The following is a 24,329-nucleotide window of genomic DNA, read 5'->3' as shown; positions in this document are numbered from 1 at the left end:
CCAAGGAGATCGTCCTGATGAAAACCGTTTCGTCCCGTCATCTTTTGACCGCCTCGGGTCTGGCGCTGCTGCTGGCCATGAATCCGGCGACTGCCCAACAGCCGCCTGCTGCGGGCTCTGCCGCCGACAGCCAGCCGCTGACCGCGCCCGACAGCGCCGCCCGGCAGCAGCGGGTGATGCCGGAAAGCTTTGCCGACCTGGTCGAGCAGGTCAGCCCGGCCGTCGTGAACATCACAACGACCGCTACAGTGGCAACGCCGCTGGCGCGCGGCCCGCAACTGCCCGAAGGCAGCCCCTTCAGCGATCTGTTCCGCGAATTCGGATTTCCCGGCTTTCCGCCCGGACGCGAGGGCGGCCCCTTTGGCGGACCGATGACCGAACAGCGCTCGAACGCGCTGGGGTCGGGCTTCGTGGTGTCGCCCGAAGGTCTGATCGTGACCAACAATCACGTGATCGACGGCGCCGACGAGATCGAGGTCGAGTTCTTTTCCGGCGAAAAGCTGCCCGCCAAGGTCGTGGGGCGTGACGACAAGACCGACATCGCGGTGCTGAAGGTGGAAAGCACCCAAGCCCTGCCGTTCGTCAAGTTCGGCGATAGCGACAAGGCGCGCGTGGGCGATTGGGTGCTGGCGCTGGGCAATCCGCTGGGACAGGGGTTCTCGGCCTCGACCGGGATCGTTTCGGCGCGTAACCGGGCGCTGTCTGGCACCTATGACGATTTCATCCAGACCGACGCGGCGATCAACCGCGGCAATTCCGGCGGTCCGCTGTTCAACATGGATGGCGAGGTGATCGGGGTGAACACCGCCATCCTGTCCCCGAACGGCGGCTCGATCGGCATCGGCTTCTCGATGGCGTCGAATGTGGTGAGCAAGGTGGTCGAACAGCTGGAACAGTTCGGCGAAACGCGGCGCGGCTGGCTGGGGGTCAAGATCCAGCCGGTGACGCCTGACATTGCCGAATCGCTTGGGCTGGGAACTGCCGCAGGCGCGATGGTCACGGATGTCCCCACCGGGCCTGCGGCCGATGCCGGCATGAAGGCGGGCGATGTCATCATCCGCTTTGCCGGCGGCGAGGTGAAGGATCCCCGCGATCTTGTGCGCCGGGTCGCCGATGCGCCGGTCGGCGAGGCCGTCGATGTGACCGTGCAGCGCGATGGCAAGCAGGTCGAGCTGAAGGTCACGCTGGGCCGCCGCGAACTGGCGGAAGGCACCGGAGCGGGCAGCGTGGGCAGTGCCACAGCCTCGGCCAGCGATCTGATGGGTATGACCCTGGCGCCGCTGACGCCCGAGATCGCGGCGGAACTGGGCGTGTCGCGCGACATGCAGGGGCTGGTGGTGCAATCGGTGGACCCCTCAGGTGCCGCAGCCGACAAGGGCCTGACCCCCGGCGATGTCATCACCGAGGCCGGGCAGAAGCCCGTAGCCAGCCTGAACGATCTGGAAGCCCGGATCAAGGAGGCGCGCGATGCCGGCCGCAAATCGATCCTGGTGATGGTGCGCCGCGCCGGTGAGCCGCGCTTTGTGGCGCTGCCTGTGCAATAGGCGGGCGGCAGCGATATGAAACGGCAACGGCCCCTTGCGGGGCCGTTCTTTGTTTCGGGGATCAGGCTTCAGGCCAATTCCAGGCCGAGCTGCTTTTCAAAGGCACTGCGATAGAGCTGCGACAGTTCCGCCAGCGCTGCACTGTCCCCGCCCAGGGCAATGCGATCACCGCCAAAGCTGCCTACCCGGCTGACAGGCACATCCGCTGCGGCCGCGGCCTGCTCGAAAGCGGATGCCTGTTCGGGGGCGCAGGCGACCAGATAGCGGGCCTGATCTTCGCCGAAAAGCTGGGCAATGTCGGCGCTGTCCAGTGACATGCCGATCCCGGCGGCTTCGGCCATTTCAAAGGCGGCCAGCGCAAGCCCGCCATCCGACAGATCGCAGGCGGCGCGGACAAGCTTGCGCTGGGCGCGCAGGAATTCGCCGTGCTTGCGCTCGGCCGCCAGATCGACAGGCGGCGCATCGCCCGCCTCGATGCCGAAGGCTTCGGCGGCCAGCGCCGACTGGCCCAGATGACCGCGGGTTTCCCCGATCACCAGGGCGATGTCACCTGCCCCCGGTTGGCCGGCGATCAGGTTTGCGAGGTCGTCGATCAACCCGACGCCGCCAATGGTGGGGGTGGGCAGGATGCCCCTGCCGTCGGTTTCGTTGTAAAGCGACACGTTGCCCGACACGATCGGGAAATCAAGCGCCGCGCAGGCTGCACCGATGCCCTTGATGGCACCGACAAACTGTCCCATGATTTCCGGCTTTTCGGGATTGCCGAAGTTGAGGTTGTCGGTCGCTGCCAAGGGCAGGGCGCCCACCGCGCACAGGTTGCGCCAGGCTTCGGCGACGGCCTGCTTGCCGCCCTCGAACGGGTTGGCCTTGACATAGCGGGGGGTCACGTCGCTGGTAAAAGCCAGCGCCTTGCGGGTGCCGTGGACGCGGACGACGCCCGCTCCCAGCCCTGGCCGCTGCACCGTATCGGCTCCGACCTGGGTGTCATATTGTTCCCAGACCCAGCCCTTGTGCGCATAGCTGGGGCTGCCGATGAGCGCCCGCAACGCCGCGATCGGGGCGATGGCGGGCAGATCGGGCAGGGCCTCGGGCGGCGGCGTCTCGATCCAGGGCCGGTCGTATTCCGGCGCGCTGGAGGACAGTTTCGACAGCGGCAGGTCGGCCTTGACCTCGTTGCCGTGGATGATCAGGAAACGGTCCTCGGCGATGGTTTCGCCGACAATGGCAAAGTCCAGATCCCATTTTTCAAAGATGGCGCGGGCCTCGGCCTCTTTTTCCGGCTTCAGCACCATCAGCATCCGTTCCTGGGATTCCGACAGCATCATTTCATAGGCGGTCATGCCGGTTTCGCGCTGGGGAACGTTGTCGAGGATCAGCTTGATCCCCAGCCCGCCCTTGTCGCCCATCTCGACCGCCGAGCAGGTCAGCCCCGCAGCACCCATGTCCTGGATCGAGATCACACTGTCGGTCTGCATCAGTTCTAGGCAGGCCTCGAGCAGGCATTTTTCAGTGAAGGGGTCGCCGACCTGAACGGTGGGGCGCTTTTCCTCGATCGTATCGTCGAATTCGGCGCTGGCCATGGTGGCGCCGCCGACGCCGTCACGGCCGGTCTTGGCGCCCAGATAGACCACGGGCATGCCGACGCCCGAAGCGGCCGAATAGAAGATCCGGTCGGCATCGGCCAGACCTGCGGCAAAGGCGTTCACCAGGCAGTTGCCGTCATAGCTGCGGTGAAAGCGCACCTCGCCGCCCACGTTCGGCACGCCAAAGGCGTTGCCATAGGCGCCGATGCCCTCGACCACGCCCTTGACCAGATGCGCGGTCTTGGGATGGTCGGGGCGACCAAAGGACAGCGCATCCATGGCCGCAATCGGGCGGGCGCCCATGGTGAACACGTCGCGCAAAATGCCGCCGACGCCGGTCGCTGCGCCCTGATGCGGCTCGATATAGCTGGGGTGGTTGTGGCTTTCCATCTTGAACACCACCGCCTGGCCGTCGCCGATGTCGACCACGCCCGCATTTTCGCCGGGGCCGCAAATGACCTGGGGTCCGGTGGTGGGCAGGGTGCGCAGCCACTTCTTGGACGATTTGTAGGAACAATGTTCGTTCCACATCGCCGAAAAGATGCCCAGTTCGGTAAAGCTGGGCTCGCGTCCGATGATCTCGAGAATCCTGTGATATTCGTCGGGTTTCAGCCCGTGCGCGGCGATCAGCTCTTCGGTGATCTGCGGTTCGTTCATTCTGGCGCCCCTTTTCCCCGGTTTGGGGCCTTTTAAGCTGTGGGCGACATTTAGGAAAGGGTTCGCGGCATGGCGGGCAGGGCATTGCCCGGCGCAACGATGGCGCAAAAAAAAAGCCGGGCATGAAGCCCGGCTCAAGTCCAACAGGGAGGTTGAAGGTAATGAGAGTTGCCTCGGATCATCGCCTTCGAGGGTGGAGATATGGCGGTGGAGGCCGCGGTTCAAGGATCAAATCCGTTTGCCGCGGCATGGCCGGTATGCAGTTTGCGAATATCTTGAGCGCGCAGCCCAGCCGACTGCCTGTTCGCGCGTCAGTCGGCAGATTCCGTTGCCGCCTTTTCCTCGGCCTGCGAGCGTCGGATCGCCTGGATTTCCTCGAGCACGAAGTCGCGGAACGCCGCGACGCGTCGTGAAGTGCGCAGTTCCTCGGGGAAAGCAAGAAAAACCGGAACTTCGGTTGATTCGACGTCCGGCAATACGCGGGTCAGTTGCGGAAAGTCGGTGGTCAGGTAATCGGGCAGGATACCGATGCCCACATGATGCAGCACGCCTTGCAGCACGCCGAAATAATTGTTCACCGTCAGGGTCGAAGCGATGTTGCGGGTCAGCAGCATCTGCGACAGGGCCATTCCTGAACTGACCTGGGGCGTGCTGGGAGTCTGACAGATCAGACGATGCGGTGTCAGATCGTCCAGCGTTTCTGGCGTGCCGTTCTTGGCCAGGTATTCCGGCGTGGCATACAGACGCATGCGGATGTTCAGCAGTCGCCGGCGGATCAGATCCTGCTGATTGGGTTCCTTCATGCGGATGGCGACATCGGCTTCGCGCATCGGCAGGTCCAGGACACGCTCTTCCAGCAGCAGGTCGATCTTGAGATCGGGATAGCGCTCGTAAAGCTTGGCCAGCCGCGGCACCAGCCACATGGTGCCGAAACCGGTGGTTGTGGTCACCTTGAGCTCGCCGAACACGCCCTCCTCGCTGTCGCGAATGCGCGCGGCGGTGGTGTCCAGCTTGCGCACCATGGCCGAGGTGGCGTCAAATAGCAGCTCGCCCTGTTCCGTCAGAATCAGGCCGCGCGCGTGACGGTGGAACAATGTCGTGCCCAGCGAATCTTCCAGGGCGCGAATCTGTCGGCTGACGGCTGATTGGGACAGGTGCAGGACATCACCGGCGTGGGTCAGGCTACCCGCGTCGGCGACGGCGTGAAAGATTCTTAACTTGTCCCAATCCATACCAGTGCTTTCTTGCGGCATCAGCCATGCAATTGGCGCAACCCTTACCATACGCTGTTAGCGGGGCAAGTCTGCAAATCCGCAAGAAAACGCTTTATCGGTCAGGTTTACTGACCTATACTGCCTGTCAGACAGCCATCAAGCTTGGGAGGGCCAGGTGAGCGCACAGAATTTCAGCCTTGCAGATCGATTCGACCTGTCGAAGCGTCACGTTCTTTTGAACGGCACCCAGGCGCTGGTGCGTCTGATGCTGATGCAATCGGCCCGCGACAAGGCCGCGGGGCTGGATACGGCCGGGCTTGTCAGCGGCTATCGCGGCTCGCCTCTGGGCGGCGTCGATTTGCAGATGATGAAATCGCGCAAGGAACTGGCGGCCGCCAATATCCTGTTCCAACCGGGCCTGAACGAGGATCTGGCGGCCACGGCGATCTGGGGCAGCCAGCAGGCCGAACTGCGTGGCGAGGGCAAGCACGACGGCGTTTTCGCGCTGTGGTATGGCAAGGGTCCGGGCGTCGATCGCACGGGCGACGTGATGCGCCATGCCAATATGGCCGGGTCTTCGCGCCATGGCGGCGTGGTGATGGCCATGGGCGATGACCATACCGGCGAAAGCTCGACCGTGCTGCACCAGTCCGACTGGGCGATGGTCGACGCCTATATCCCGGTGCTGTCGCCTGCCGGGGTTCAGGAAATCCTGGACTACGGGCTTTACGGCTTTGCCATGTCGCGCTTTGCCGGGGTCTGGACCGGGCTCAAGACCATGAAGGATACGGTCGAGGCGACCAGCGTCGTTGACGGCGACCCGTTTCGCATGCGCTTCGTGCTGCCCGATTTCGACATGCCCGAAGGCGGGCTGAACATCCGCCTGCGCGACACCCCTGTCGCGCAAGAGGCGCGAATGATCGACTACAAGCGCTTCGCGGCCGAAGCCTTTGCCCGCGCCAACCGGATCGACCGCATGGTCTGGGGCAAGCCGGGCGCCCGGATCGGCTTTGTCGCTGCGGGCAAGAACTGGCTGGATCTTGTCCACGCGCTGAGCCTGCTGGGCATCGACGAGGCCGAGGCCGACCGTCTGGGCATTTCGACCTACAAGGTGGGCCAGACCTGGCCCATGGACATGAAATCCTTTCAGGAATGGTCCGAAAACCTGGAAGTCATCGTGGTCGTCGAGGAAAAGCGCAAGCTGATCGAAGTTCAGGTCAAGGAGGCGATCTTTGACCACCGTCACGGCAGGCGGGTTCTGGGCTGGAAACACGATCGCACCGGCGAGGAACTGTTTCCGACGCGCTATGCGCTGGATCCGGTGATGATCGCGCAGAAACTGGGCGCCATCCTGATCGAGGAAGGCCGCGGCACCGAGGCAATCCAGGCCGGCCTGACCCGCCTGACCGAGGTGCGCCGCAACGACAATGCGCCCGAGATCATCACCCGCACGCCGTGGTTCTGTTCGGGTTGTCCGCACAACAGCTCGACCCGTCTGCCGGAAGGCGCGCGCGCCTATGCCGGCATCGGTTGTCACTACATGGTGCAATGGATGGGCCGCGAGACCGAAGGTTTCACCCATATGGGCGGCGAAGGTGCGAACTGGATCGGGGAAGGCCCGTTCAGCAAGCGAAAGCATGTTTTCCAGAATCTTGGGGACGGAACCTATAATCATTCGGGGTCTCTGGCGATCCGTGCGGCACTGGCTGCGGGCGCCAATATCACCTACAAGATCCTGTTCAACGATGCCGTCGCCATGACCGGCGGGCAGCCCAACGAAGGCGGGCTGACAGCGCCGCAGATCGTGCGCGAATTGCAGGCCATGGGCGTCAAGCCGGTCATCGCCGTCTATGACGAAAAGGAAGAAATCGACCGCAGCCAGTTCCCCGCCGATCTGCGGTTTGAAGAGCGCGCCTCGATGCTGGCGGTCCAGCGCGAACTGGAAAACGTCCCCGGGGTCAGCGCCATCGTCTATATCCAGACCTGTGCTGCCGAAAAGCGGCGCCGGCGCAAGCGCGGGCTTTTCCCCGATCCCGACCGCCGCGTGTGGATCAACCCCGAGGTCTGCGAAGGCTGCGGCGATTGCGGGGTGCAGTCGAATTGCGTTTCCGTCGTGCCGCTGGATACCGAACTGGGCCGCAAGCGGGCGATTGACCAGTCCAGCTGCAACAAGGATTACAGCTGCGTCAAGGGCTTCTGCCCCAGTTTCGTATCTGTCCGCGGCGCCAAGCTGAAAAAACCTGCGGCCCAGGCGCTGGATTTGCCGGCGATGGCTGCCCCGCAACTGCCGAAGATCAACGGCACCCATAATGTCGTCATCACCGGCGTCGGCGGCACCGGCGTCGTTACCATCGGCGCAGTGCTGGCGCAGGCCGCGCATATCGATGGCAAGGGCGCCGGCATGATGGAAATGGCCGGGCTGGCGCAAAAGGGTGGCGCCGTTCACATCCACCTGCGTCTGGCCGACCGGCCCGAGGATATCAGCGCCATCCGTGTCGCCGTGGGCGAGGCCGACTGCATCATCGGTGGCGATCTGGTGGTGACTGCCGGGGCCAAGACCATCGGCCTGATGACCAAGGGGCGCACCGGCGGGGTGGTGAACGATCACGAAATCGTCACCGGCGATTTCACCCGCAACCGCGATTTCCAGATACCGGCCGACCGGCTGAAGCTGTCGTTGCAGGCGCGGCTGGGGGATCGGGTGGCCTTCTTTGACGCCTCGGACCTGGCGCTGCGGCTGCTGGGCGACTCGATTTATTCCAACATGCTTGTGCTTGGCGCGGCCTGGCAGCAGGGGCTGCTGCCGCTGAGCGAGGCCGCGATCATGCAGGCGATCGAGCTGAACGGTGCCAAGGTGGCCGAAAACCAGCGCGCCTTCCAGATCGGCCGCTGGGCCATGCTGCATCCGTCCGAGGCCGAAGCGATCTGCCGTGGCCCGGAATCGGTCGGCAATGCCGTCGATCCGGTCGAATACCGCGCTGCGCGATTGGTCGAGTATCAGAATCAGGCGCTGGCCGACCGTTTCCGCGCCCTTGTCGCCCGCGCGCCTGCGGAGCTGCGCGACAGCGTGGCGGCCGGGTATTACAAGGTTCTTGCCTACAAGGATGAATACGAGGTCGCGCGGCTGCATCTGGCCACTGCCCGTCAGGTTGCACAGGAATTTGACGGCGAGGCACGGCTGAGCTTTCATCTGGCGCCACCGCTGCTGCCCGGACGCGACCCCGACGGCCGGCCGCTGAAACGCGAATTCGGCGCCTGGGTGCTGCCGGTGTTCCGGGCGCTGGCGGCGATGAAGGGACTGCGTGGCACGGCGCTGGACCCCTTTGGCTGGCTGTCCGAACGCCGGGCCGAACGCGCCGCCATTGTCGAATACGAAGCCGACATGACCGAGGTGCTGGGGCAGGTTACCCCGGCAACTCTGGGGCTTGTCCGCGAGCTGGCCGAACTGCCGCTGACAGTGCGCGGCTATGGTCCGGTCAAGGAAAAGGCCGCCGAACTGGCCGCGGCGCGTCGTCAGGAACTGCTGGCTGCGATCCGCGCTGGCGGTAGCCCGATGGCGCAGGCGGCAGAATGACATAACCATGGCAATCCCTCGCATCGCGACCTAAAAAGGCGCGGTGCGAGCAGGAGGTCGGTCATGGCGGTGGGCGTTTTCGATTCGGGTCTGGGCGGGCTGACGGTGCTGGGCGCCATCTCCGCGCGTCTGCCCGATCTGCCCCTGGTCTATCTGGGCGATAACAAGCACACGCCTTATGGCGTGCGCGATGCCGATGACATCTTCAACCTGACCTGCGCCGGGGTCGAACGGCTGTGGCGCGAGGGCTGCGATCTGGTGATCCTGGCGTGCAACACCGCTTCGGCGGCCGCCTTGAAGCGGATGCAGGAAACCTGGCTGCCGGCGGACAAGCGCGTGCTGGGCGTGTTCGTTCCGATGATCGAGGCGCTGACGGAACGGCGTTGGGGCGACAATTCGCCCCCGCGCGAGGTCGCGGTCAAGCATGTCGCGCTGTTTGCTACACCGGCGACTGTAGCCAGCCGGGCCTTTCAGCGCGAACTGGCCTTCCGTGCGATCGGCGTCGATGTCGAGGCCCAGCCCTGCGGCGGCGTCGTCGATGCGATCGAGATGGGTGACGAAATCCTGGCCGAAGCGCTAGTGACCAGTCATGTCGAGGCGTTGCTGCGCCGGATGCCGCATCCCGAAGCGGCGATTCTGGGCTGCACGCATTATCCTCTGGTCCAGACGGCCTTTCAGAAGGCGCTGGGGCCGCAGGTTAAAGTCTATTCCCAACCCGACCTTGTGGCCGAAAGCCTCGAGGACTATCTGAATCGGCATCCGGAAATGCTGGGGAAAGGGCGGGCTTCCCGCTTTCTGACCACGGGCGATCCGCAGCGGGTCTCGGGCAAGGCAACGCAGTTCCTGCGCCAGCCGATCCGGTTTGAAAGTGCTTACGATACGCAGGTTTGATCAATGAAATCGCTCAAGAAAAAACGTCGAGTTCAGATCATCGCTGCGGCTTCGCTGGCACTTGTTCTGGCGGTCGCGCTGATCGGTTACGGCTTTCGGGATGGCATCAACCTCTATCGCGCGCCCAGTCAGCTGGCGGATCAGCCCCCAGCAGCAGGCGAGGTGTTTCGCCTGGGGGGGCTGGTCGAAACTGGCAGTTTGCAGCGCGGCGCGGGCGAGACGGTTACCTTCCGGGTCACGGATGGCGGCGCCAGCGTGCCGGTCCGCTTCACCGGCGTTCTACCGGATCTGTTTGCCGAAGGTCAGGGCATGATCGGCACCGGCCAGATGCAGGGGGACACGTTCGTCGCCTCGGAAATCCTGGCCAAGCACGATGAAAACTACATGCCGCGGGAAGTCATTGACTCGCTCAAGAAGCAGGGCGTCTACGAAGCGCCCAATTCCTGACGCAACGCGCGCAAGGTTAACAATCGGTTAATCGCGCTGCTTCAGCCTTTGCCACAGGACAAGGCGGAGGCTGGGATGAAGACAGTCGAAGAGATCGCGGCGGAAATCGTCGCGCGCGAAGGGGGCTACGTCAATGACCCCGATGATCCGGGCGGTGCGACGAACTTCGGGGTCACGCTGACGACACTACGGCGTCTGGGGTTCGACAAGACAGGCGATGGGCGTATCGACACCCGCGATGTCAAGGCGCTAAGCCGCGCCGACGCGCAGCGCATCTATGTCGAACATTACTTTCGCAAGCCGCGGCTGGCAGAACTGCCGCAGTCGGTGCAGGCGTCGGTGTTTGACATGTATGTGAACGCAGGCGCCAATGCGGTGCGCATCCTGCAACGTTTGTGCACGCGCATGGGATTCATGGCCACCGACGACGGGCAGGTGGGTCCGCGCACGATACTGGCTGCGCGTCAGGCGGATGCGGCCGCGCCGGGTTATTTCGCCGATGCCTACGGGATCGAGCGGCGCAATTACTACTACGCCATTGCAGATGCGCGCCCTGCCAGCCGCAAGTTCGCCCGCAGCAAGTCGGGAGGGAAAGGCGGCTGGATCCTTCGGGCCGAGGAGTTCATTTCGCCGCGCTATCATCTGACACTGGCAGAACATAGGGCAAGGGTGGCAAAATGGGGATGATGGATCGGCTTCTCAGGCCGGGTTCGGCGGTTGGAACGGTTGCAAATGCAGCAACCGGTTTGGCCGAGGTATTCCGCGAAAACAGCACCCGGCGCATGGAATTGAGCGAAGAGGCCTATGCCCGTGCCATCGCCCAGATGTCCGGTGAATTTTCTGCGCAACCAAGAGGTTGGTTCGACAATCTGATGAATGGTCTGAACCGGATGCCGCGTCCATTGCTTACCCTGGGCACGATCGGTCTGTTCGTTTATGCCATGGTTGAGCCTGCCGGATTCGGAGTGCGGATGCAGAACTTGAATCTGGTGCCGGAACCGCTCTGGTGGCTGCTGGGGGCCATCATCAGCTTCTATTTCGGCGCGCGCGAGGCGCATTACTTCCGCACCCGACCCGTCATCCGGGCCGCCGATGCGCCGCCAACAGCGCCCCTGTCCTTGGCGGGTGACGGCAGCGGTTTCGAGGACAATGCCGCGCTGCGGGACTGGGCGGCGGAACAGGCGGCGCGCTAGCGATGCTGTGACAATCTGACCGGCGCGGGGGGCTGGCTTGCCGCCCGCGTCGCCGCTATTCTTCGGGACAGCCACCCGGAGGAAGCCCATGATCGCCGAAATCGGCCATTTCGCCTTGATCCTTGCCTTTGTCGTGGCGATTTTCCAGATGATCGTGCCGATGGTCGGTGCGGCTCAGGGTCGCAGCAATTGGATCGACAGCGCCCGGCCTGCGGCGCTGGCCCAGTTCGGCCTGATCGCCATTTCCTTTGCCGCGCTGACGATTGCCTTCGTGACCTCGGATTTCTCGGTCGCCCTGGTCTATGAGAATTCGCACACCGCCAAGCCGATGATCTACAAGATCAGCGGCGTCTGGGGCAATCACGAAGGCTCGATGCTGTTGTGGGTGCTGATCCTGGCGCTGTTCGGCGCGGCGGCGGCAACCTTCGACGCCAATCTGCCGCCCAGCCTGCGGGCGCGGGTGCTGTCGGTGCAGGCGGCCATTGGCGTGGCCTTTCTGGCCTTTATCCTGTTCACATCGAATCCGTTCCTGCGCATGGCCAGCCCGCCCTTCAACGGGCGCGACCTGAATCCGCTGCTGCAGGATCCCGGACTGGCGTTTCACCCGCCCTTTCTCTACCTGGGATATGTCGGGCTCAGCATGGCCTTCAGCTTTGCCGTCGCCGCCCTGATCGAGGGGCGGGTGGATGCCGCCTGGGCCCGCTGGGTGCGGCCCTGGACGCTGGCGGCGTGGATGTTTCTGACCATCGGCATCGCACTGGGATCGTGGTGGGCCTATTACGAGCTGGGTTGGGGCGGCTTCTGGTTCTGGGATCCGGTGGAAAACGCCAGCTTCATGCCCTGGCTGATTTCGGCCGCGCTGCTTCATTCCGCCATCGTGGTCGAAAAGCGCGAGGTGCTGAAAAGCTGGACCATCCTGCTGGCGATCATGGCCTTCGGCTTTTCGCTGATCGGCACCTTCATCGTGCGTTCGGGCGTCATCACCTCTGTCCACAGCTTTGCCTCCGACCCAGAGCGCGGGGTGTTCATCCTGGCAATTCTGGCAGTGTTCGTGGGGGGCGCGCTGACGCTTTATGCCGTGCGGGCACCCTCGATGCAGGCGCGGGGCGCGTTTTCGCCGGTGTCGCGCGAAGGCGGGCTGGTGCTGAACAACATCCTGCTGACCGTGTCGGCCTTTGTCGTGTTCATCGGCACGGTCTGGCCGCTGATCGCCGAGATGCTGTGGGACCGCAAGCTGTCGGTTGGCCCGCCGTTCTTTGAACAGGCCTTTACCCCCTTCATGATCGTGCTGGCGCTGGTGCTGCCGTTGGGGGCGATCATTCCGTGGAAACGCGGGCGGCTGGGGCGGTTGGTGGCGCCGCTGCGCGTCGCGGCATTGCTGGCATTTGCGGTGATGGGGCTGGTCTATGCGGTCTCGACAGGCCATTCGGCGCTGGCGGTGATCGGCGCGGGGCTGGGCAGCTGGCTGATCGCGGGCGCCGCCGTCGATCTGTGGCTGCGCACCGGAAATTCGGGCCTGAGCCGTCTGGCGCGGCTGCCGCGCGCCGACTGGGGCAAGGCCATAGCTCATGCCGGGCTGGGCGTGACCTTCGTGGGCATCAGCCTGCTGATGGCCTGGCAGGTCGAGGATATCCGCGTGGCGCGCATTGGCGAAACCTTTACCGTCGGCGGCTATCAGATCACCCTGGACAAGGTCGAGCAGGTGCCGGGGCCTAATTACAACGCGACCGTGGCGACGATGACCGTGCAGCGCGACGGCCGCCGCGTCGCCGTGCTTTACCCCGAAAAACGGGTCTACCCCGTCCAGGCCATGCCGACGACCGAGGCCGCGATTCACGGCGGACCCTGGCGCGACATCTATCTGGTGATCGGCGATCCGCAGGACGGCGGCGGCTGGGCGGTGCGCAGCTATATCAAGCCCTTTGCCGCCTGGATATGGCTGGGGTCGGCGCTGATGGCGCTGGGGGGGCTTATCAGCCTCAGCGACCGGCGGTATCGGGTGGCGGCGGGCGCGCGCCGCAGTGCCGTGGCGCAGCCGGCGGAGTGACCCATGCGGATATTGCTGTTGATCCTGTCGCTGTTGCTGGCCGCACCCGCCCTGGCCGTGCAGCCCGACGAGGTGCTGTCCGACCCGGTGCTGGAGGCCCGCGCGCGAGAGATTTCCAAGATCCTGCGCTGTCCGGTCTGCCAGGGCGAAAATATCGACGAATCGAACGCCCCGATCAGCCGCGACCTGCGGCTTTACCTGCGCGAAAGGCTGGTCGCGGGCGACAGCGACGCGCAGGCAATCGCGGCAGTGACAGACCGTTTCGGGGAATATGTGCTGTTCAAACCGCAGGCGCGGGGGATCAACTGGCTGCTCTATCTGGCCGGACCGGTCATGGCCGTTCTGGCGCTGCTGCTGGGATGGCGTTTTTTGCGGGCACGAAACCGCCCCGATCCGGAAACCACCGGTTTGACGCCCGAGGAACAGGCCCGGCTGGATCGCATCATGCGCGACTGACGCAAGGTCGGGGCTTTCACCGTTCCCCCGCCCGCGTCAGGATGCCGCCAGACAGGGGGTGACCATGGAATTCCAGACCATCGATTTCGCATTTGCTGACGGCATTGCGCGGCTGACACTGAACCGCCCGGAGGTGATGAACGCCCTGGATCGCCGTATGCGCAGCGAAATCGTCACCGCGATGACCTCGCTGCCTGATCAAACCCGTTGCGTTGTCCTGACCGGCGCCGGGCGGGCCTTCTGTTCGGGGCAGGATCTGACCGATGCCCAGGGTGGGCTGGATGTCGAACGCATCCTGCGCGAGGAATACGAGCCGATGCTGATGGCCATTCGGAACGCTCCGGTGCCGGTCATCTGCGCGGTCAATGGCACGGCGGCCGGGGCCGGGGCCAATCTGGCCTTGGCGGCTGACGTGGTCATTGCCTGCGAAAGCGCCAGCTTTGTCCAGGCATTCAGCCGCATCGGCCTGATCCCTGATGCCGGCGGCACCTATATCGTCCCGCGCACGGTGGGCATGGCGCGGGCGATGGGGATGATGCTGTTTGCCGACCGGATCCCGGCTGCAAAGGCAGCCGAATGGGGGCTGATCTGGGAGGCTGTCCCGGATCACGAATTCGCCTCTGTGGTTGCGGGTCGTGCAGCCATGCTGGCTCAGGGACCGACGGCGGCCTTTCTGGCCACGCGCGAGGCGCTGCGCGCATCGGCCAGCAATGACCTGGCCGCGCAGTTGCAGGTCGAGGCACGACTGCAGGCGCAGATGGCGCGCAGTCACGACTTTGCCGAAGGCGTCGCCGCCTTTCTGCAAAAACGCGCGCCGCAGTTCCGGGGAAACTAGCCGTCCAGACCCAGACGCAGGAAGCGCGGCTCATCCCCGCGGTTGTCGAAGAAGGGAACCGATGGCGGGTCGATCAGTGGCCCGCCGCCTGACAACTGCACCAGGTTGGCCAGTTCGGCCAGAACAACCTCGGTGATGAAAGGCAGGTCCAATCTGCGTGCCTGATCCAAGGGCACCCAGTGCAGATGCGACAGCTCATCGCAGGCATCGCGGAAATCATGGCGGTCGCCATGCAGCTGGCCCGCATCCAGCACCAGGAAACGCGCGTCGAAGCGTCTGGTGCGGCCGGGCGGCGTAATGGCGCGGAACAGATAGATCAACCCCGAGGCATCCGGCGCCAGCCCGGCGCGCTGATACTGACCCCAGCCCGTGGGCGCGGGGCCGGGGACGCCCGAAAGCAGGCCCGTTTCCTCGGCCAGTTCGCGCAGCGCGGCGGCGGCAAGGATCTGCGGGGAAACGGTCGAGGGGGTCCGTGGTTCGGCCCGCAGGCGCGTTTCGGTGACAGGTGACAGCGGCCTTGCCAAGGCCACCTGCGCGTCCTCGGCGTCCACGGCACCACCGGGAAAGACGTATTTCGACGGCATGAAGGCAGCAGATGCGCCACGCTGACCCATCAGCACCGAGGGCTGCCCCGAGCTATCCCTGTCCAGCACAAGCACTGTTGCTGCATCGCGGATGACCTGCCGGTCAGGCACAGTCATGGCGTTGTGGCCTGCGGCTCGGCCTCGCCGCCGAAACCATGCATGCGCCGCGCCCATTGAAAGCCGACGAATGCACCCTTGATGCGCGGCAGCAGCAGCAGTGAAAGGGCGACCGCCCCCAGGCCGAAACCGAGCAGCATCGACATGGCCGATGGGCGATACATCATGAAGATCGCCAACAGCAGCGGAGCCCCCAGATGCGACACCAGAAGGATCGTCACATAGGCCGGGCCATCATCGGCGCGCTGGTGGTGCAGCGGTTCGGCGCAGTGGGGGCAGGTGTCGCGAACCTTGAGATAGCCGTGGAAAAGGCGCCCCTGTCCACATGCGGGGCAGCGGCCCAGGGCACCGCGCAGCAGCGCAGGTTTGACCGGACGATCGGCCTGATCGGGACGGATGTCGGGCATGGTGAAAATTCCTGTCTGTGATTGTCCTGTTTCTAGGCCAATGCCGTGCAAAAGGAAAGCGCACAGCCCATTGGGCAAGGCGTCGCAGGGCTCAGGCGGCAAGGACGGGCGCGGCCATCACGATCCTGTTGCGTCCCAGCGCCTTGGCATTCAGCAGCGCGCGATCGGCATGGGCCAGAAGCATGTCGCAGTCCGGGCTGCCCTGTTGCAGGCTACCACCGGGCGCCACCATGACCCCGACGGATGCCGTGATCGTCAGTCGCGGCTGCATGGCGCTGTCGGGCAGCGCGATCGGCTGGCGCATGATCGCCTGGCGCAATTCATCGGCCATGTGGCGTGCCGCCCTTGTGCCATGACCGGGCAGCGCAATCAGGAACTCCTCGCCGCCGATGCGGGCCAGCAAGGCGTCCGCCGGCAGTGTCAGGGCCATGCGACGGGCGGTCTCGACCAGGACCGCGTCCCCTGCGGCGTGTCCATGGACATCGTTGACCAGCTTGAACCGATCCAGATCCAGCAGCATCACCGCCAGATCCTCGGCCCGGTCCCGGGCTAACTGTGTCAGTTCGGTCAACCGGGGCAAGGCGTGGCGGCGATTGTAAAGCCCGGTCAACGGGTCGGTCATCGCCCATTGCATATTGCGGCGGGTTTCGCGACGGCGGCGATCTGCCTCGTGCTTCAGACCCAGCTGTGCCTGCAGGCGCACGGCTGCTTCGGGCGCCTTGTCGATACTTGCCAGATCCCAGCTCAGCACATCGCCCGCCCCAAGGTCCAGGGCCACCGGCGCCATGTCGGTGCGGTCGCCGCGCAGGACCATCACAAAGGCCGCCGCACGCGAGCCAGGGCGCGAGCGCAGTTCGGAGAGCAGTCTCAGCCCGTCGCCCGGTTGGGCAATGTCGGCGGCGATCAGATAAAGATCGGCGCTTCGGCCGCTGGCAGCTTCGGCCAGCGCCCTGTCCGCATCCCGCACCGCGATGGAAAAGCCCACATGATCCTGCAAGGCGTGACGCCAGGCCAGCGCTATCGCCGGGCTTTCCGCCACGAATACTGCGCGCGGGCGGTCGTCTGCGTGCTGGAAACCGGCTGCGGACTCGGCCAACCCATACGCCACTTCGACGGGTCCGTCGTCGTGCCGCATCAATCCGCGGATGCGGGCCAGCAGGGTCAGATCGTCCCCGACCGGTTCGATCAGCGCCGTTGCCCCAGCCTGCAGTGCCGCCAGACGGTCGCCGGGCCGCGCAGCCACCAGCACGGCAAGCTCGTCGCCATGGGGCAGTTGCCGCAAGGCTCGACACAGCTGCGGCGCGTCCATATCCGTCAGGTTCGCGCCCAGAATCACGATCTGGGGGGAAAGCATGCGCGCCATCCGCAATGCCTCGTCGGCGGTCGCGGCGGCCGAAACGTCATAGCAGGCAGCCGAAAGTCGGGCCTTGAGCGAATAGCGCGCCGTCGGCACGCCATCGACGACAAGAATGCGTCCTGTCATGTTCATGCCCGCTTTACATCGACCCGTTTCAACGTCAACTTGCCGGAAATTAGTTAACAATTCCTTTCACGCGAGCAGGAATTCACGGATGGGCTTCACATCGGCGCGAGCAGAATGACCCCGCGCGAGGCAGCCGGGATCGCCGACAGCGGCTTTGGCCATATTGCGGGAAATCCCGAACTGATCGGGGCGTTTCTGGCGCAATCTGGCTGCGATGTCGCGGGGTTGCGACAGATGGCGGCGCGGCCCGAATTCGCGGTCTTTGTGCTGGATTTCCTGCTGGAGCAGGATCAACGGGTGCTGGATTTTGCGGCGGCTACGGGCCTGGCGCCGCAGCGGGTGCAGATGGCGCGCGCGGTTCTGGGTGGCGACGCCCCCTGGTAGGGGGCGCCGGCTCGTGCTTCAGGCGACTTCGGCAAACACCTTGTCCAGCGCGGTGTTCAGCTTGTCGAACATTTCGTCCATCTGCGCCTCGGTCAGGATGAAGGGCGGGCACAGCACCACCGACTGGCCAAGCGGCCGACAGATCAGCCCCAGGTCGGTGCAGGTGTTGGCGATGCGTTCGCTGACCGACAGGTTGCCGTCGAAGGGGGTCTTGGTCGCCTTGTCCTTGACCGCCTCAAGGGCCCACATGAAGCCGATGCCGCGATATTCGCCAATGTTGGGCTTGCTGGCCAACTGCTGCAGGCCGGCCTCGAACCGGGGTGCCAGGCGGCGCACGTTTTCGGCCAGGCCTTCGTTCATCACCACGTCGATGGCCTTCAGCGCGATGGCGCAGCCGACCGGATGGCCCGAGGCGGTGAAGCCATGCGGGAATTCCTCGATCGCCTCGACCGCAGATTGCACGCGCGATGCCAGTTCGGGCCCCAGGATGACCGCCCCCATCGGAAAGAAGCCCGCGGTCAGGTTCTTGGAGGAAATGATGGCATCGGGCATGAAATCATAGGTCACGCAGCCCCAGGTGTTGCCGGTGCGGCCAAAGCCGCAGATCACCTCGTCCGAAATCAGCGGAATGCCGTATTTGCGCAGGATGGGCTGGATGGCCTGGAAATAGCCTTGCGCCGGCGGAATCACCCCGCCCGCACCCATCACCGGTTCGGCAAAGAATCCGGCAATGGTGTCGGGGCCTTCGCGCTGGATGGTGTCCTCGAGTTCGCGCGCGAGGCGGGCGACGAACTGCTGTTCGGTTTCGCCCGCTTCGCCATAGCGCCAGTAATGGGGGCAGGTCAGATGGATGAAGCCGGGCAGCGGCAGGCCGAAAACCGAGTTGTAGGGCTTGCCCGTCATACTGGCCGACACCGCGGTCACGCCGTGATAGGCGTTCCAGCGCGTCAGGATCTTGCGCCGCTGCGGGTTGCCTTCGGCGGCGTGCAGGAACCACAGCATCTTGACCATGGTGTCGTTGGCCTCGGAGCCCGAGTTGGTATAGAACACCCGGCCGCTGGCAAAGGGCGACACCTCGACCAGCTTTTCCGACAGCATCACCGTCTGGTCGGACATGCGGCCGAAAAAGGCGTGATAGCCGGGAAAGCGCTCGTATTGCGCCTTGGCGGCCTCGATCAGCCCGCGATGGTCAAAGCCGGCGACCATGTTCCACAGGCCGGAATTGGCATCCAGATAGCGCCGGCCGTTCACATCGACGATATAGGGGCCTTCGCCATGGGTCACGACCACGGTGCCGCGCCGATGCACCGAGGGCATGTCGGTGAAACCATACAGCGAATATTCCTCGGCGCGGGCTTCCCAGCTTTGCGGTTGGTTCATCGCGTCAGCCTCCATGAGCAGTTGTGCCGGCAGGCTAGCCGGGCGCCAGCGGGCGTTCAATGGGGCTGAAGCGGCGGCTGGCAGTTTGGCCGGCCCGCGCGGCCGACAGCAGGCAATCTGCCCGCCGGCACGGCAATTTCGGCGCCGAAGCACATGCGCGCGCTGCGGCACCGCCACTTTCCAAGGCGCGCCATTTCCTGTATCAGCGCCCCATTCCATGGGAAAACACGGCATGACCGATCAAGCCAGCACCACCGCTTCGGCGACCAAAAAGCTCTTCATCAAGACCTATGGCTGTCAGATGAACGTCTATGACAGCCAGCGCATGGCCGAGGCCATGGGCGCCGAGGGCTATGTGCTGACCGAAAACCAGGCGGAGGCGGACATGGTGTTGCTGAACACCTGTCACATCCGCGAGAAGGCGGCTGAAAAGCTGTATTCCGACCTGGGTAGGCTGAAGCCGCTCAAGGCCGAAAAGCCGGATCTGAAGATCGGCGTGGCGGGTTGTGTCGCGCAGGCCGAGGGCGAGGAGATTCAGCGCCGGATGCCGCTGGTCGATCTGGTGGTCGGGCCGCAGGCCTATCACCGGCTTCCCGCCATGGTGCGGGCAGGCAAGGGGGTCGATACCGAATTCCCGGCCGAGGACAAGTTCGAGCATCTGCCGAAACCCGCTGCAACCCGTCGCGCCCCGGCTGCCTTCCTGACCGTGCAAGAGGGTTGCGACAAGTTCTGCGCCTTTTGCGTCGTCCCCTATACCCGGGGGGCCGAGGTCAGCCGCCCCGTCGATCGCATCCTGGCCGAGGCCCGCGATCTGGTCGCGCGCGGCGTGCGCGAAATCACCCTGCTGGGACAGAATGTGAACGGCTGGCACGGGCTGGGGCCGCAGGGCAGCGAGTGGGGCTTTGGCCGGCTGATCCGGGCGATTGCGGAAATCGACGGGCTGGACCGTATTCGCTACACCACCAGCCATCCCAACGACATGGCCGACGACCTGATCGAGGCGCATCGCGACGAGGCCAAGCTGATGCCCTATCTGCACCTGCCGGTGCAATCGGGCAGCGATCGCATCCTGAAGGCGATGAACCGGCGCCATACGGTCGCGCAATACCTGCGGCTGATCGACCGCATCCGCGACGCGCGGCCCGACATCATGCTGACCAGCGATTTCATAGTCGGCTTTCCGGGCGAAACCGATCAGGACCATCGCGACACGCTGGCGCTGATCCGGCAGGTGAATTTTGGCACTGCCTTCAGCTTCAAGTATTCGCCGCGTCCCGGCACGCCGGCCTATGACCGCCCTGAAATCGACGGCGCGGTGGCCGACGCAAGGTTGCAGGAATTGCAGGCCTTGCTGAGCAGCCAGCAAAAGGCGGCGCAGGCGGCAATGGTGGGTCGCGAACTGGGCGTGCTGTTTGAAAAGCCCGGCCGCAATCCGGGGCAGATGGTGGGCAAGTCCGATTACCTGCACGCCGTGTTCGTGGATGCGCCCGACCATCGGCCGGGCGATCTGGTGCGCGTGCGCATCACCCACAGCGCCCCCAATTCGCTTGCGGGGGAACTGGTCGCCTAGCTAGCGGCGGCTTTTGGGCGCGCGCAGCTGTTCCAGTTCGGGGAATTTCTGCCAGGGCACGTCGCTGCGATTGCAGATCGGGTGATCCAGCGTGCCGCCGACGGGTTTGCCATCGCGCAGCGGGATGCCGATGTTGTGCACGCCGGTATAGACACCCTTCACGTTCTTGCTGTCGGCGCGCACGCAGACACCCTGCAACCCGTCGTCAAAGCTGGCCACATTGGAAATCTCGGCGTTCCGGATCGAGGCCGGGTCATAGGCCAGCATCTGCGCGCCCTTGGCCAGTTCGGCCCGCAGTTGTGGGCTGGGCGGGGTGGACCTGGCGATGATCTCGGCATAGCGGTCGCCTTCGGCGCAGGCGCCCAGCAGCAGGGTTGCAGCAGCCAGCAGCAGCAGAGGTTTCATCTTGCGACCCTTTCCGGTTCAGATGTGTTCCGGCGCAAGGCTAACGATCGCACAACATGAAGGAAAGGCTCGGCGGATGCGTCGGGACGACTGCCCCGCCAAGCTGTGGTGGCATTGCCGCAGTGGCTTGCCAGCTGGGATATTTGCTTACTCGCAGGCAAGGCTGGGCTTGCGATGATCGACGACGGTATCGCTGTTGCGGGGGTTCTTCTGACCGATAAGCGTATAGGTGCATTGCCACTGCGAAACACCGCCACCATAGGTGGTGGCGCTGCCGGTGACCCAGCTTCCTGCTGTTACGGCATTGTAATTGGTGGTGGCTGGCATGGTCATGGTCTGGGTCGACTGCCACATGAAGGCGCGGCGGCCATCGGGCAGGTCCATCACCGCCGAAGCCGGGCCGTAGTCCATCGCCGCCTAGGTCACATCATTCCCCACATAGGATTGCATGACGCCGAGGCGCAACCCCCAAGAGTTGCCGAGAAGAATAGAACTTGGCCAAATGCTTTCATATCACCCCTCGCGCCTTACGCGCGGGAAGGTAACTGCAAGGGGCCGTCACCCGTAGCAGCATTTAGTGCATATATAGTGCCTGCTTCGGCATCCGGAACGCCCGCCGCGGCGCGGCGGGCAAGTTGACCGTTGCAGACCTCAGTCCAGGCCCAGCACCTCATCGCAGCGCGCACAGGTGCCGGGGTGGCGGTGGTTGCCGACATCGGGCAGGATCTTCCAGCAGCGCTGGCATTTCTCGCCCTCGGCAGGTTCAAAGACCACGCCGATGCCGGGCACATCGGCCAGTCGGAACGCTTCGGCCGGGGCGGGATCAGAGGTCAGCCCGATTCCCGAGGTGATGCAGATATCGGCGAACTCGACCGATTTCAGCGCGCGCAGCACCTCGGCATCCTCGACATGGACGATGGGGCTTGCCTCCAGGCTGGCGCCGATCACCTTGTCGGTGCGCTTGATTTCCAGCGCCGCCGTGACCACGCGACGGGTGCGGCGGATGGCATCCCACTTGCCGGCCAGCGTTTCGTTCAGCCAGGCCGTCGGCGTCACCGGAAAATCGTGCAGATGCACCGAGTCGGTCTTGGAGGGGAACCGGCTCAGCCACACGTCCTCCATGGTAAAGGGCAGGATCGGCGCCAGCCAGGTGACCAGGCGGTGGAACAGGATGTCCAGCACCGTGCGCGCCGCCCGTCGCCGCAACGCCATCGGCGCATCGCAGTAAAGCGCGTCCTTGCGGATGTCGAAGTAAAAGGCCGACAGATCCACGGTGGCGAACTGGAACACGGTCTGGAACACGCCCTGGAAATCGAAACCGGCATAGCCCGCACGCAACTGCTGGTCGATCTGCGCCAGACGGTGCAGCACCCACTGTTCCAGTTCCGGCATCTGCGCCGGCTCGACCCGCTCGCTTTCGGCAAACCCGGCGAGGTTGCCCAGGATGAAGCGCAGCGTGTTGCGCAGGCGGCGATAGCTGTCGGCGGTGCCTTTCAGGATTTCGGGCCCGATGCGCTGGTCGGCGGTATAGTCGGTCTGCGCCACCCACAGCCGCAGGATGTCGGCGCCGTATTGTTCGATCACTTGCGCCGGGACGATGGTGTTGCCCAGCGACTTGGACATCTTCATGCCCTTTTCGTCCAGGGTGAAGCCATGCGTCACCACATTGCGATAGGGCGCCCGGCCCTTGGTCGCGCAGCCCTGCAGCAGCGAGGACTGGAACCAGCCCCGGTGCTGGTCGGTGCCTTCCAGATACAGGTCGGCAATGCCGTCGGGTGCGCCGTCGGCCCGGTCACGCAGCACGAAGGCGTGGGTCGAGCCGGAATCGAACCACACATCCAGCACGTCCATCACCTGGTCATAGGCGTCGGGATCGGCGATGCCGTCCAGCACCTGTGCCTTGAAGCCGTCGCGATACCAGACATCGGCGCCCTCTGCCTCGAAGGCGGCGATGATGCGGTCGTTGACGCGTTGATCGCGCAGCAGGAAATCCGCGTCGCCCGGTCTGGTGCCGCGCTTGACAAAGCAGGTCAGCGGCACACCCCAGGCGCGCTGGCGCGACAGCACCCAGTCGGGTCGGTTTTCCACCATCGCATGGATGCGGTTGCGCCCGGATTGCGGCCACCATTTGACCAGCTTGTCGATGCTGTTCAGCGCGCGACTGCGGATCGAATCGCCATACTGTCCCATCCCGTCGTTCAGCGGTTTGTCGATCGAGGCGAACCACTGCGGGGTATTGCGGTAGATCAGCGGCGCCTTGGAACGCCAGCTGTGGGGATAGCTGTGCTTGATCTTGCCCTTGGCCAGCAAGGCGCCGGCATAGGCCAGCTGCTTGATGACGCTGACGTTTGCCGGGCCTTCCTTGCCATCGGGGCCGATGATCGCCTGACCCCCGAACAGCGGCAGGTCGGCGCGATAGCTGCCGTCCGGCTCGACATTGTAGGTCATGGGCAGACCGAATTTCAGCCCCAGCTGATAATCGTCGTCGCCATGGCTGGGCGCGGTATGGACAAAGCCGGTGCCGGCGTCTTCGGTGACGTGATCGCCGGGCAGCATCGGAACGTCGTAATCCCATTCGCCGGCCGCACCCTCGACCCCGCGCAGGGGGTGGGCCAGGACCAGGCCCGCCAGTTCGTCGGCGGGGACCGGGCGCAGACGCTCGAACCGGGTGACCTTGGCCGCGCCCATCACCGATTCCGCCAGCGCATCGGCCAGAACCAGCAGCTCGTCGGCGCGGGCGGTCGCCCCCTCGGCCAGCTCGATGACGCGATAGATGCTGTAGGCGATCTGAGGATTGTAGGCGACGGCCCGGTTTTGCGGGATGGTCCAGGGGGTGGTGGTCCAGATCACCACCGATGCCCCGTCAAGCCCCGACAGCGGCCGGAAGCGCACCCAGATCGTGTGGCTGGTGTGGTCGTGATATTCGACCTCGGCCTCGGCCAGGGCGGTCTTTTCGACCGGTGACCACATCACCGGCTTCGAGCCCTGGTAAAGTGCCCCGTTCATCAGCAGCTTCATGAACTCGGCCGCGATCACCGCCTCGGCATGGTAATCCATGGTCAGATAGGGGGCGTCCCATTTGCCGGTCACGCCCAGCCGCTTGAATTCCTGCCGCTGGATATCCACCCATTCGGCGGCAAAGCGGCGGCATTCCTGGCGGAACTCGACCACATCGACGGCATCCTTGTCGCGCCCGTCCTTGCGGTATTTTTCCTCGATCTTCCATTCGATGGGCAGGCCGTGACAATCCCATCCCGGCACATAGCGCGCATCGCGGCCCATCATCTGGTGGCTGCGCACGATGATGTCCTTGATCGTCTTGTTCAGGGCGTGGCCGATGTGCAGGTTGCCGTTCGCATAGGGCGGGCCATCGTGCAGGATAAAGGGGCTGCGCCCTTCGGCACGTTCGCGCAGGCGGTCGTAGATGCCGATGCGTTCCCAGCGCGCCAGCCATTCGGGCTCGCGCTGGGGCAGGGCGGCGCGCATCGGGAAATCGGTCTGCGGCAGGAATACGGTATCGCGGTAGTCGGGCACGGCGGCGGTGGTATCGCTCATCTG

20 protein-coding genes are annotated in these 24,329 nt (G+C 64.7%); 11 read left to right on the top strand and 9 right to left on the bottom strand.

The annotated features are described in order from the left end of the window. Positions 1–17 precede the first annotated feature (17 nt). Positions 18–1,544: a DegQ family serine endoprotease gene (locus GB880_RS12890; protein ID WP_154491850.1), complete on the top strand. Its 1,527-nt coding sequence runs from the start codon at positions 18–20 to the stop codon at positions 1,542–1,544. A gap of 68 nt (positions 1,545–1,612) precedes the next feature. Here GB880_RS12890 and purL read toward each other — a convergent pair whose 3' ends face one another. Together purL and GB880_RS12880 are read right to left on the bottom strand one after the other, a co-directional pair. Next, on the bottom strand, positions 1,613–3,784 hold the full coding sequence (purL, locus tag GB880_RS12885; protein WP_154491847.1) for a phosphoribosylformylglycinamidine synthase subunit PurL: 2,172 nt from the start codon (positions 3,782–3,784) through the stop codon (positions 1,613–1,615). Positions 3,785–4,095: 311 nt separating this feature from the next. Continuing rightward, entirely contained in the window at positions 4,096–5,016 is a 921-nt protein-coding gene (locus GB880_RS12880; protein ID WP_154491844.1) for a LysR family transcriptional regulator, read from the bottom strand. Positions 5,017–5,173: 157 nt separating this feature from the next. Here GB880_RS12880 and GB880_RS12875 point away from each other — a divergent pair, with 157 nt between their 5' ends. The 8 genes from GB880_RS12875 (at position 5,174) to GB880_RS12840 (ending at position 14,441) form a co-directional block, all read left to right on the top strand. Continuing rightward, entirely contained in the window at positions 5,174–8,572 is a 3,399-nt protein-coding gene (locus GB880_RS12875) for an indolepyruvate ferredoxin oxidoreductase family protein (RefSeq protein WP_263467179.1), read from the top strand. A 63-nt stretch (positions 8,573–8,635) separates the two neighbouring features. Then, positions 8,636–9,463 (top strand): glutamate racemase, encoded by an 828-nt coding sequence (locus GB880_RS12870; RefSeq protein WP_154491838.1) that lies wholly within the window; start codon positions 8,636–8,638, stop codon positions 9,461–9,463. Positions 9,464–9,466: 3 nt separating this feature from the next. Beyond that, a complete protein-coding gene (gene ccmE, locus GB880_RS12865) occupies positions 9,467–9,910 on the top strand; it encodes a cytochrome c maturation protein CcmE (RefSeq protein ID WP_154550542.1) in 444 nt (147 codons plus the stop codon). Between the two features lie 75 nt (positions 9,911–9,985). Continuing rightward, the gene (locus tag GB880_RS12860) at positions 9,986–10,597 is read left to right on the top strand and encodes a holin-associated N-acetylmuramidase (RefSeq protein WP_154491835.1); all 612 of its coding nucleotides are present in this window, start codon (positions 9,986–9,988) and stop codon (positions 10,595–10,597) included. After that, on the top strand, positions 10,588–11,103 hold the full coding sequence (locus tag GB880_RS12855) for a holin family protein (RefSeq protein WP_154491832.1): 516 nt from the start codon (positions 10,588–10,590) through the stop codon (positions 11,101–11,103). Before GB880_RS12860 ends, GB880_RS12855 begins: the two co-directional genes overlap by 10 nt. An 88-nt stretch (positions 11,104–11,191) precedes the next feature. Then, positions 11,192–13,150: a heme lyase CcmF/NrfE family subunit gene (locus GB880_RS12850; RefSeq protein ID WP_263467178.1), complete on the top strand. Its 1,959-nt coding sequence runs from the start codon at positions 11,192–11,194 to the stop codon at positions 13,148–13,150. Between the two features lie 3 nt (positions 13,151–13,153). Further along, positions 13,154–13,606: a cytochrome c-type biogenesis protein gene (locus tag GB880_RS12845; protein ID WP_154491830.1), complete on the top strand. Its 453-nt coding sequence runs from the start codon at positions 13,154–13,156 to the stop codon at positions 13,604–13,606. A 64-nt stretch (positions 13,607–13,670) separates the two neighbouring features. After that, on the top strand, positions 13,671–14,441 hold the full coding sequence (locus GB880_RS12840; protein ID WP_154491827.1) for an enoyl-CoA hydratase-related protein: 771 nt from the start codon (positions 13,671–13,673) through the stop codon (positions 14,439–14,441). On the opposite strand, the gene GB880_RS12835 is transcribed toward GB880_RS12840, so the two are convergent. From GB880_RS12835 to GB880_RS12825, 3 genes are all read right to left on the bottom strand, one after another. Next, positions 14,438–15,142 carry an NUDIX domain-containing protein gene (locus GB880_RS12835; protein ID WP_154491824.1) on the bottom strand — a complete coding sequence of 235 codons (705 nt, stop codon included), beginning with the start codon at positions 15,140–15,142 and terminating at the stop codon, positions 14,438–14,440. The two genes, GB880_RS12840 and GB880_RS12835, sit on opposite strands and share 4 nt — an antisense overlap. Then, positions 15,139–15,549 (bottom strand): DUF983 domain-containing protein, encoded by a 411-nt coding sequence (locus tag GB880_RS12830; protein WP_154491821.1) that lies wholly within the window; start codon positions 15,547–15,549, stop codon positions 15,139–15,141. The genes GB880_RS12835 and GB880_RS12830 overlap by 4 nt, the downstream gene beginning before the upstream one ends. Before the next feature lie 91 nt (positions 15,550–15,640). Further along, complete coding sequence (locus tag GB880_RS12825) at positions 15,641–17,032, bottom strand: diguanylate cyclase (protein WP_154491818.1); 1,392 nt, start codon at positions 17,030–17,032, stop codon at positions 15,641–15,643. 114 nt (positions 17,033–17,146) lie between these two features. Between GB880_RS12825 and GB880_RS12820 the strand changes: the two genes are divergently transcribed. Beyond that, positions 17,147–17,416 (top strand): DUF3572 domain-containing protein, encoded by a 270-nt coding sequence (locus tag GB880_RS12820; RefSeq protein ID WP_154491815.1) that lies wholly within the window; start codon positions 17,147–17,149, stop codon positions 17,414–17,416. Positions 17,417–17,434: 18 nt separating this feature from the next. Here GB880_RS12820 and GB880_RS12815 read toward each other — a convergent pair whose 3' ends face one another. Then, complete coding sequence (locus tag GB880_RS12815) at positions 17,435–18,796, bottom strand: aminotransferase (protein WP_442793763.1); 1,362 nt, start codon at positions 18,794–18,796, stop codon at positions 17,435–17,437. A gap of 232 nt (positions 18,797–19,028) precedes the next feature. On the opposite strand from GB880_RS12815, the gene miaB reads away from it, so the two are divergent. Next, a complete protein-coding gene (gene miaB / locus GB880_RS12810; protein ID WP_154491809.1) occupies positions 19,029–20,366 on the top strand; it encodes a tRNA (N6-isopentenyl adenosine(37)-C2)-methylthiotransferase MiaB in 1,338 nt (445 codons plus the stop codon). Here the strand turns inward: miaB and GB880_RS12805 are convergent, their stop codons facing one another. The 3 genes from GB880_RS12805 to ileS form a co-directional block, all read right to left on the bottom strand. Further along, positions 20,367–20,771: a hypothetical protein gene (locus tag GB880_RS12805; protein ID WP_154491806.1), complete on the bottom strand. Its 405-nt coding sequence runs from the start codon at positions 20,769–20,771 to the stop codon at positions 20,367–20,369. 147 nt (positions 20,772–20,918) lie between these two features. Next, positions 20,919–21,182, bottom strand: a complete 264-nt coding sequence (locus GB880_RS12800; RefSeq protein WP_154491803.1) for a hypothetical protein — start codon at positions 21,180–21,182, stop codon at positions 20,919–20,921. A gap of 240 nt (positions 21,183–21,422) precedes the next feature. After that, positions 21,423–24,326, bottom strand: coding sequence for an isoleucine--tRNA ligase (ileS, locus tag GB880_RS12795; protein WP_154491800.1), 2,904 nt, complete (start codon positions 24,324–24,326; stop codon positions 21,423–21,425). Positions 24,327–24,329 lie beyond the last annotated feature (3 nt).

The organism is Paracoccus sp. SMMA_5_TC, from assembly GCF_009696685.2.
Classification (GTDB): domain Bacteria; phylum Pseudomonadota; class Alphaproteobacteria; order Rhodobacterales; family Rhodobacteraceae; genus Paracoccus.
This window is presented reverse-complemented; position numbering and strand designations above follow the sequence as displayed.

Bases quoted from the DNA above. Each gene is read 5' to 3' on its own strand.
- GB880_RS12890 (WP_154491850.1), top strand. From the start codon at position 18: ATGAAAACCGTTTCGTCCCGTCATCTTTTGACCGCCTCGGGTCTGGCG.
- purL (WP_154491847.1), bottom strand. From the start codon at position 3,784: ATGAACGAACCGCAGATCACCGAAGAGCTGATCGCCGCGCACGGGCTG.
- GB880_RS12880 (WP_154491844.1), bottom strand. From the start codon at position 5,016: ATGGATTGGGACAAGTTAAGAATCTTTCACGCCGTCGCCGACGCGGGT.
- GB880_RS12870 (WP_154491838.1), top strand. From the start codon at position 8,636: ATGGCGGTGGGCGTTTTCGATTCGGGTCTGGGCGGGCTGACGGTGCTG.
- ccmE (WP_154550542.1), top strand. From the start codon at position 9,467: ATGAAATCGCTCAAGAAAAAACGTCGAGTTCAGATCATCGCTGCGGCT.
- GB880_RS12860 (WP_154491835.1), top strand. From the start codon at position 9,986: ATGAAGACAGTCGAAGAGATCGCGGCGGAAATCGTCGCGCGCGAAGGG.
- GB880_RS12855 (WP_154491832.1), top strand. From the start codon at position 10,588: ATGGGGATGATGGATCGGCTTCTCAGGCCGGGTTCGGCGGTTGGAACG.
- GB880_RS12850 (WP_263467178.1), top strand. From the start codon at position 11,192: ATGATCGCCGAAATCGGCCATTTCGCCTTGATCCTTGCCTTTGTCGTG.
- GB880_RS12845 (WP_154491830.1), top strand. From the start codon at position 13,154: ATGCGGATATTGCTGTTGATCCTGTCGCTGTTGCTGGCCGCACCCGCC.
- GB880_RS12840 (WP_154491827.1), top strand. From the start codon at position 13,671: ATGGAATTCCAGACCATCGATTTCGCATTTGCTGACGGCATTGCGCGG.
- GB880_RS12835 (WP_154491824.1), bottom strand. From the start codon at position 15,142: ATGACTGTGCCTGACCGGCAGGTCATCCGCGATGCAGCAACAGTGCTT.
- GB880_RS12830 (WP_154491821.1), bottom strand. From the start codon at position 15,549: ATGCCCGACATCCGTCCCGATCAGGCCGATCGTCCGGTCAAACCTGCG.
- GB880_RS12825 (WP_154491818.1), bottom strand. From the start codon at position 17,032: ATGACAGGACGCATTCTTGTCGTCGATGGCGTGCCGACGGCGCGCTAT.
- GB880_RS12820 (WP_154491815.1), top strand. From the start codon at position 17,147: ATGACCCCGCGCGAGGCAGCCGGGATCGCCGACAGCGGCTTTGGCCAT.
- GB880_RS12815 (WP_442793763.1), bottom strand. From the start codon at position 18,796: ATGAACCAACCGCAAAGCTGGGAAGCCCGCGCCGAGGAATATTCGCTG.
- miaB (WP_154491809.1), top strand. From the start codon at position 19,029: ATGACCGATCAAGCCAGCACCACCGCTTCGGCGACCAAAAAGCTCTTC.
- GB880_RS12805 (WP_154491806.1), bottom strand. From the start codon at position 20,771: ATGAAACCTCTGCTGCTGCTGGCTGCTGCAACCCTGCTGCTGGGCGCC.
- GB880_RS12800 (WP_154491803.1), bottom strand. From the start codon at position 21,182: ATGGACTACGGCCCGGCTTCGGCGGTGATGGACCTGCCCGATGGCCGC.
- ileS (WP_154491800.1), bottom strand. From the start codon at position 24,326: ATGAGCGATACCACCGCCGCCGTGCCCGACTACCGCGATACCGTATTC.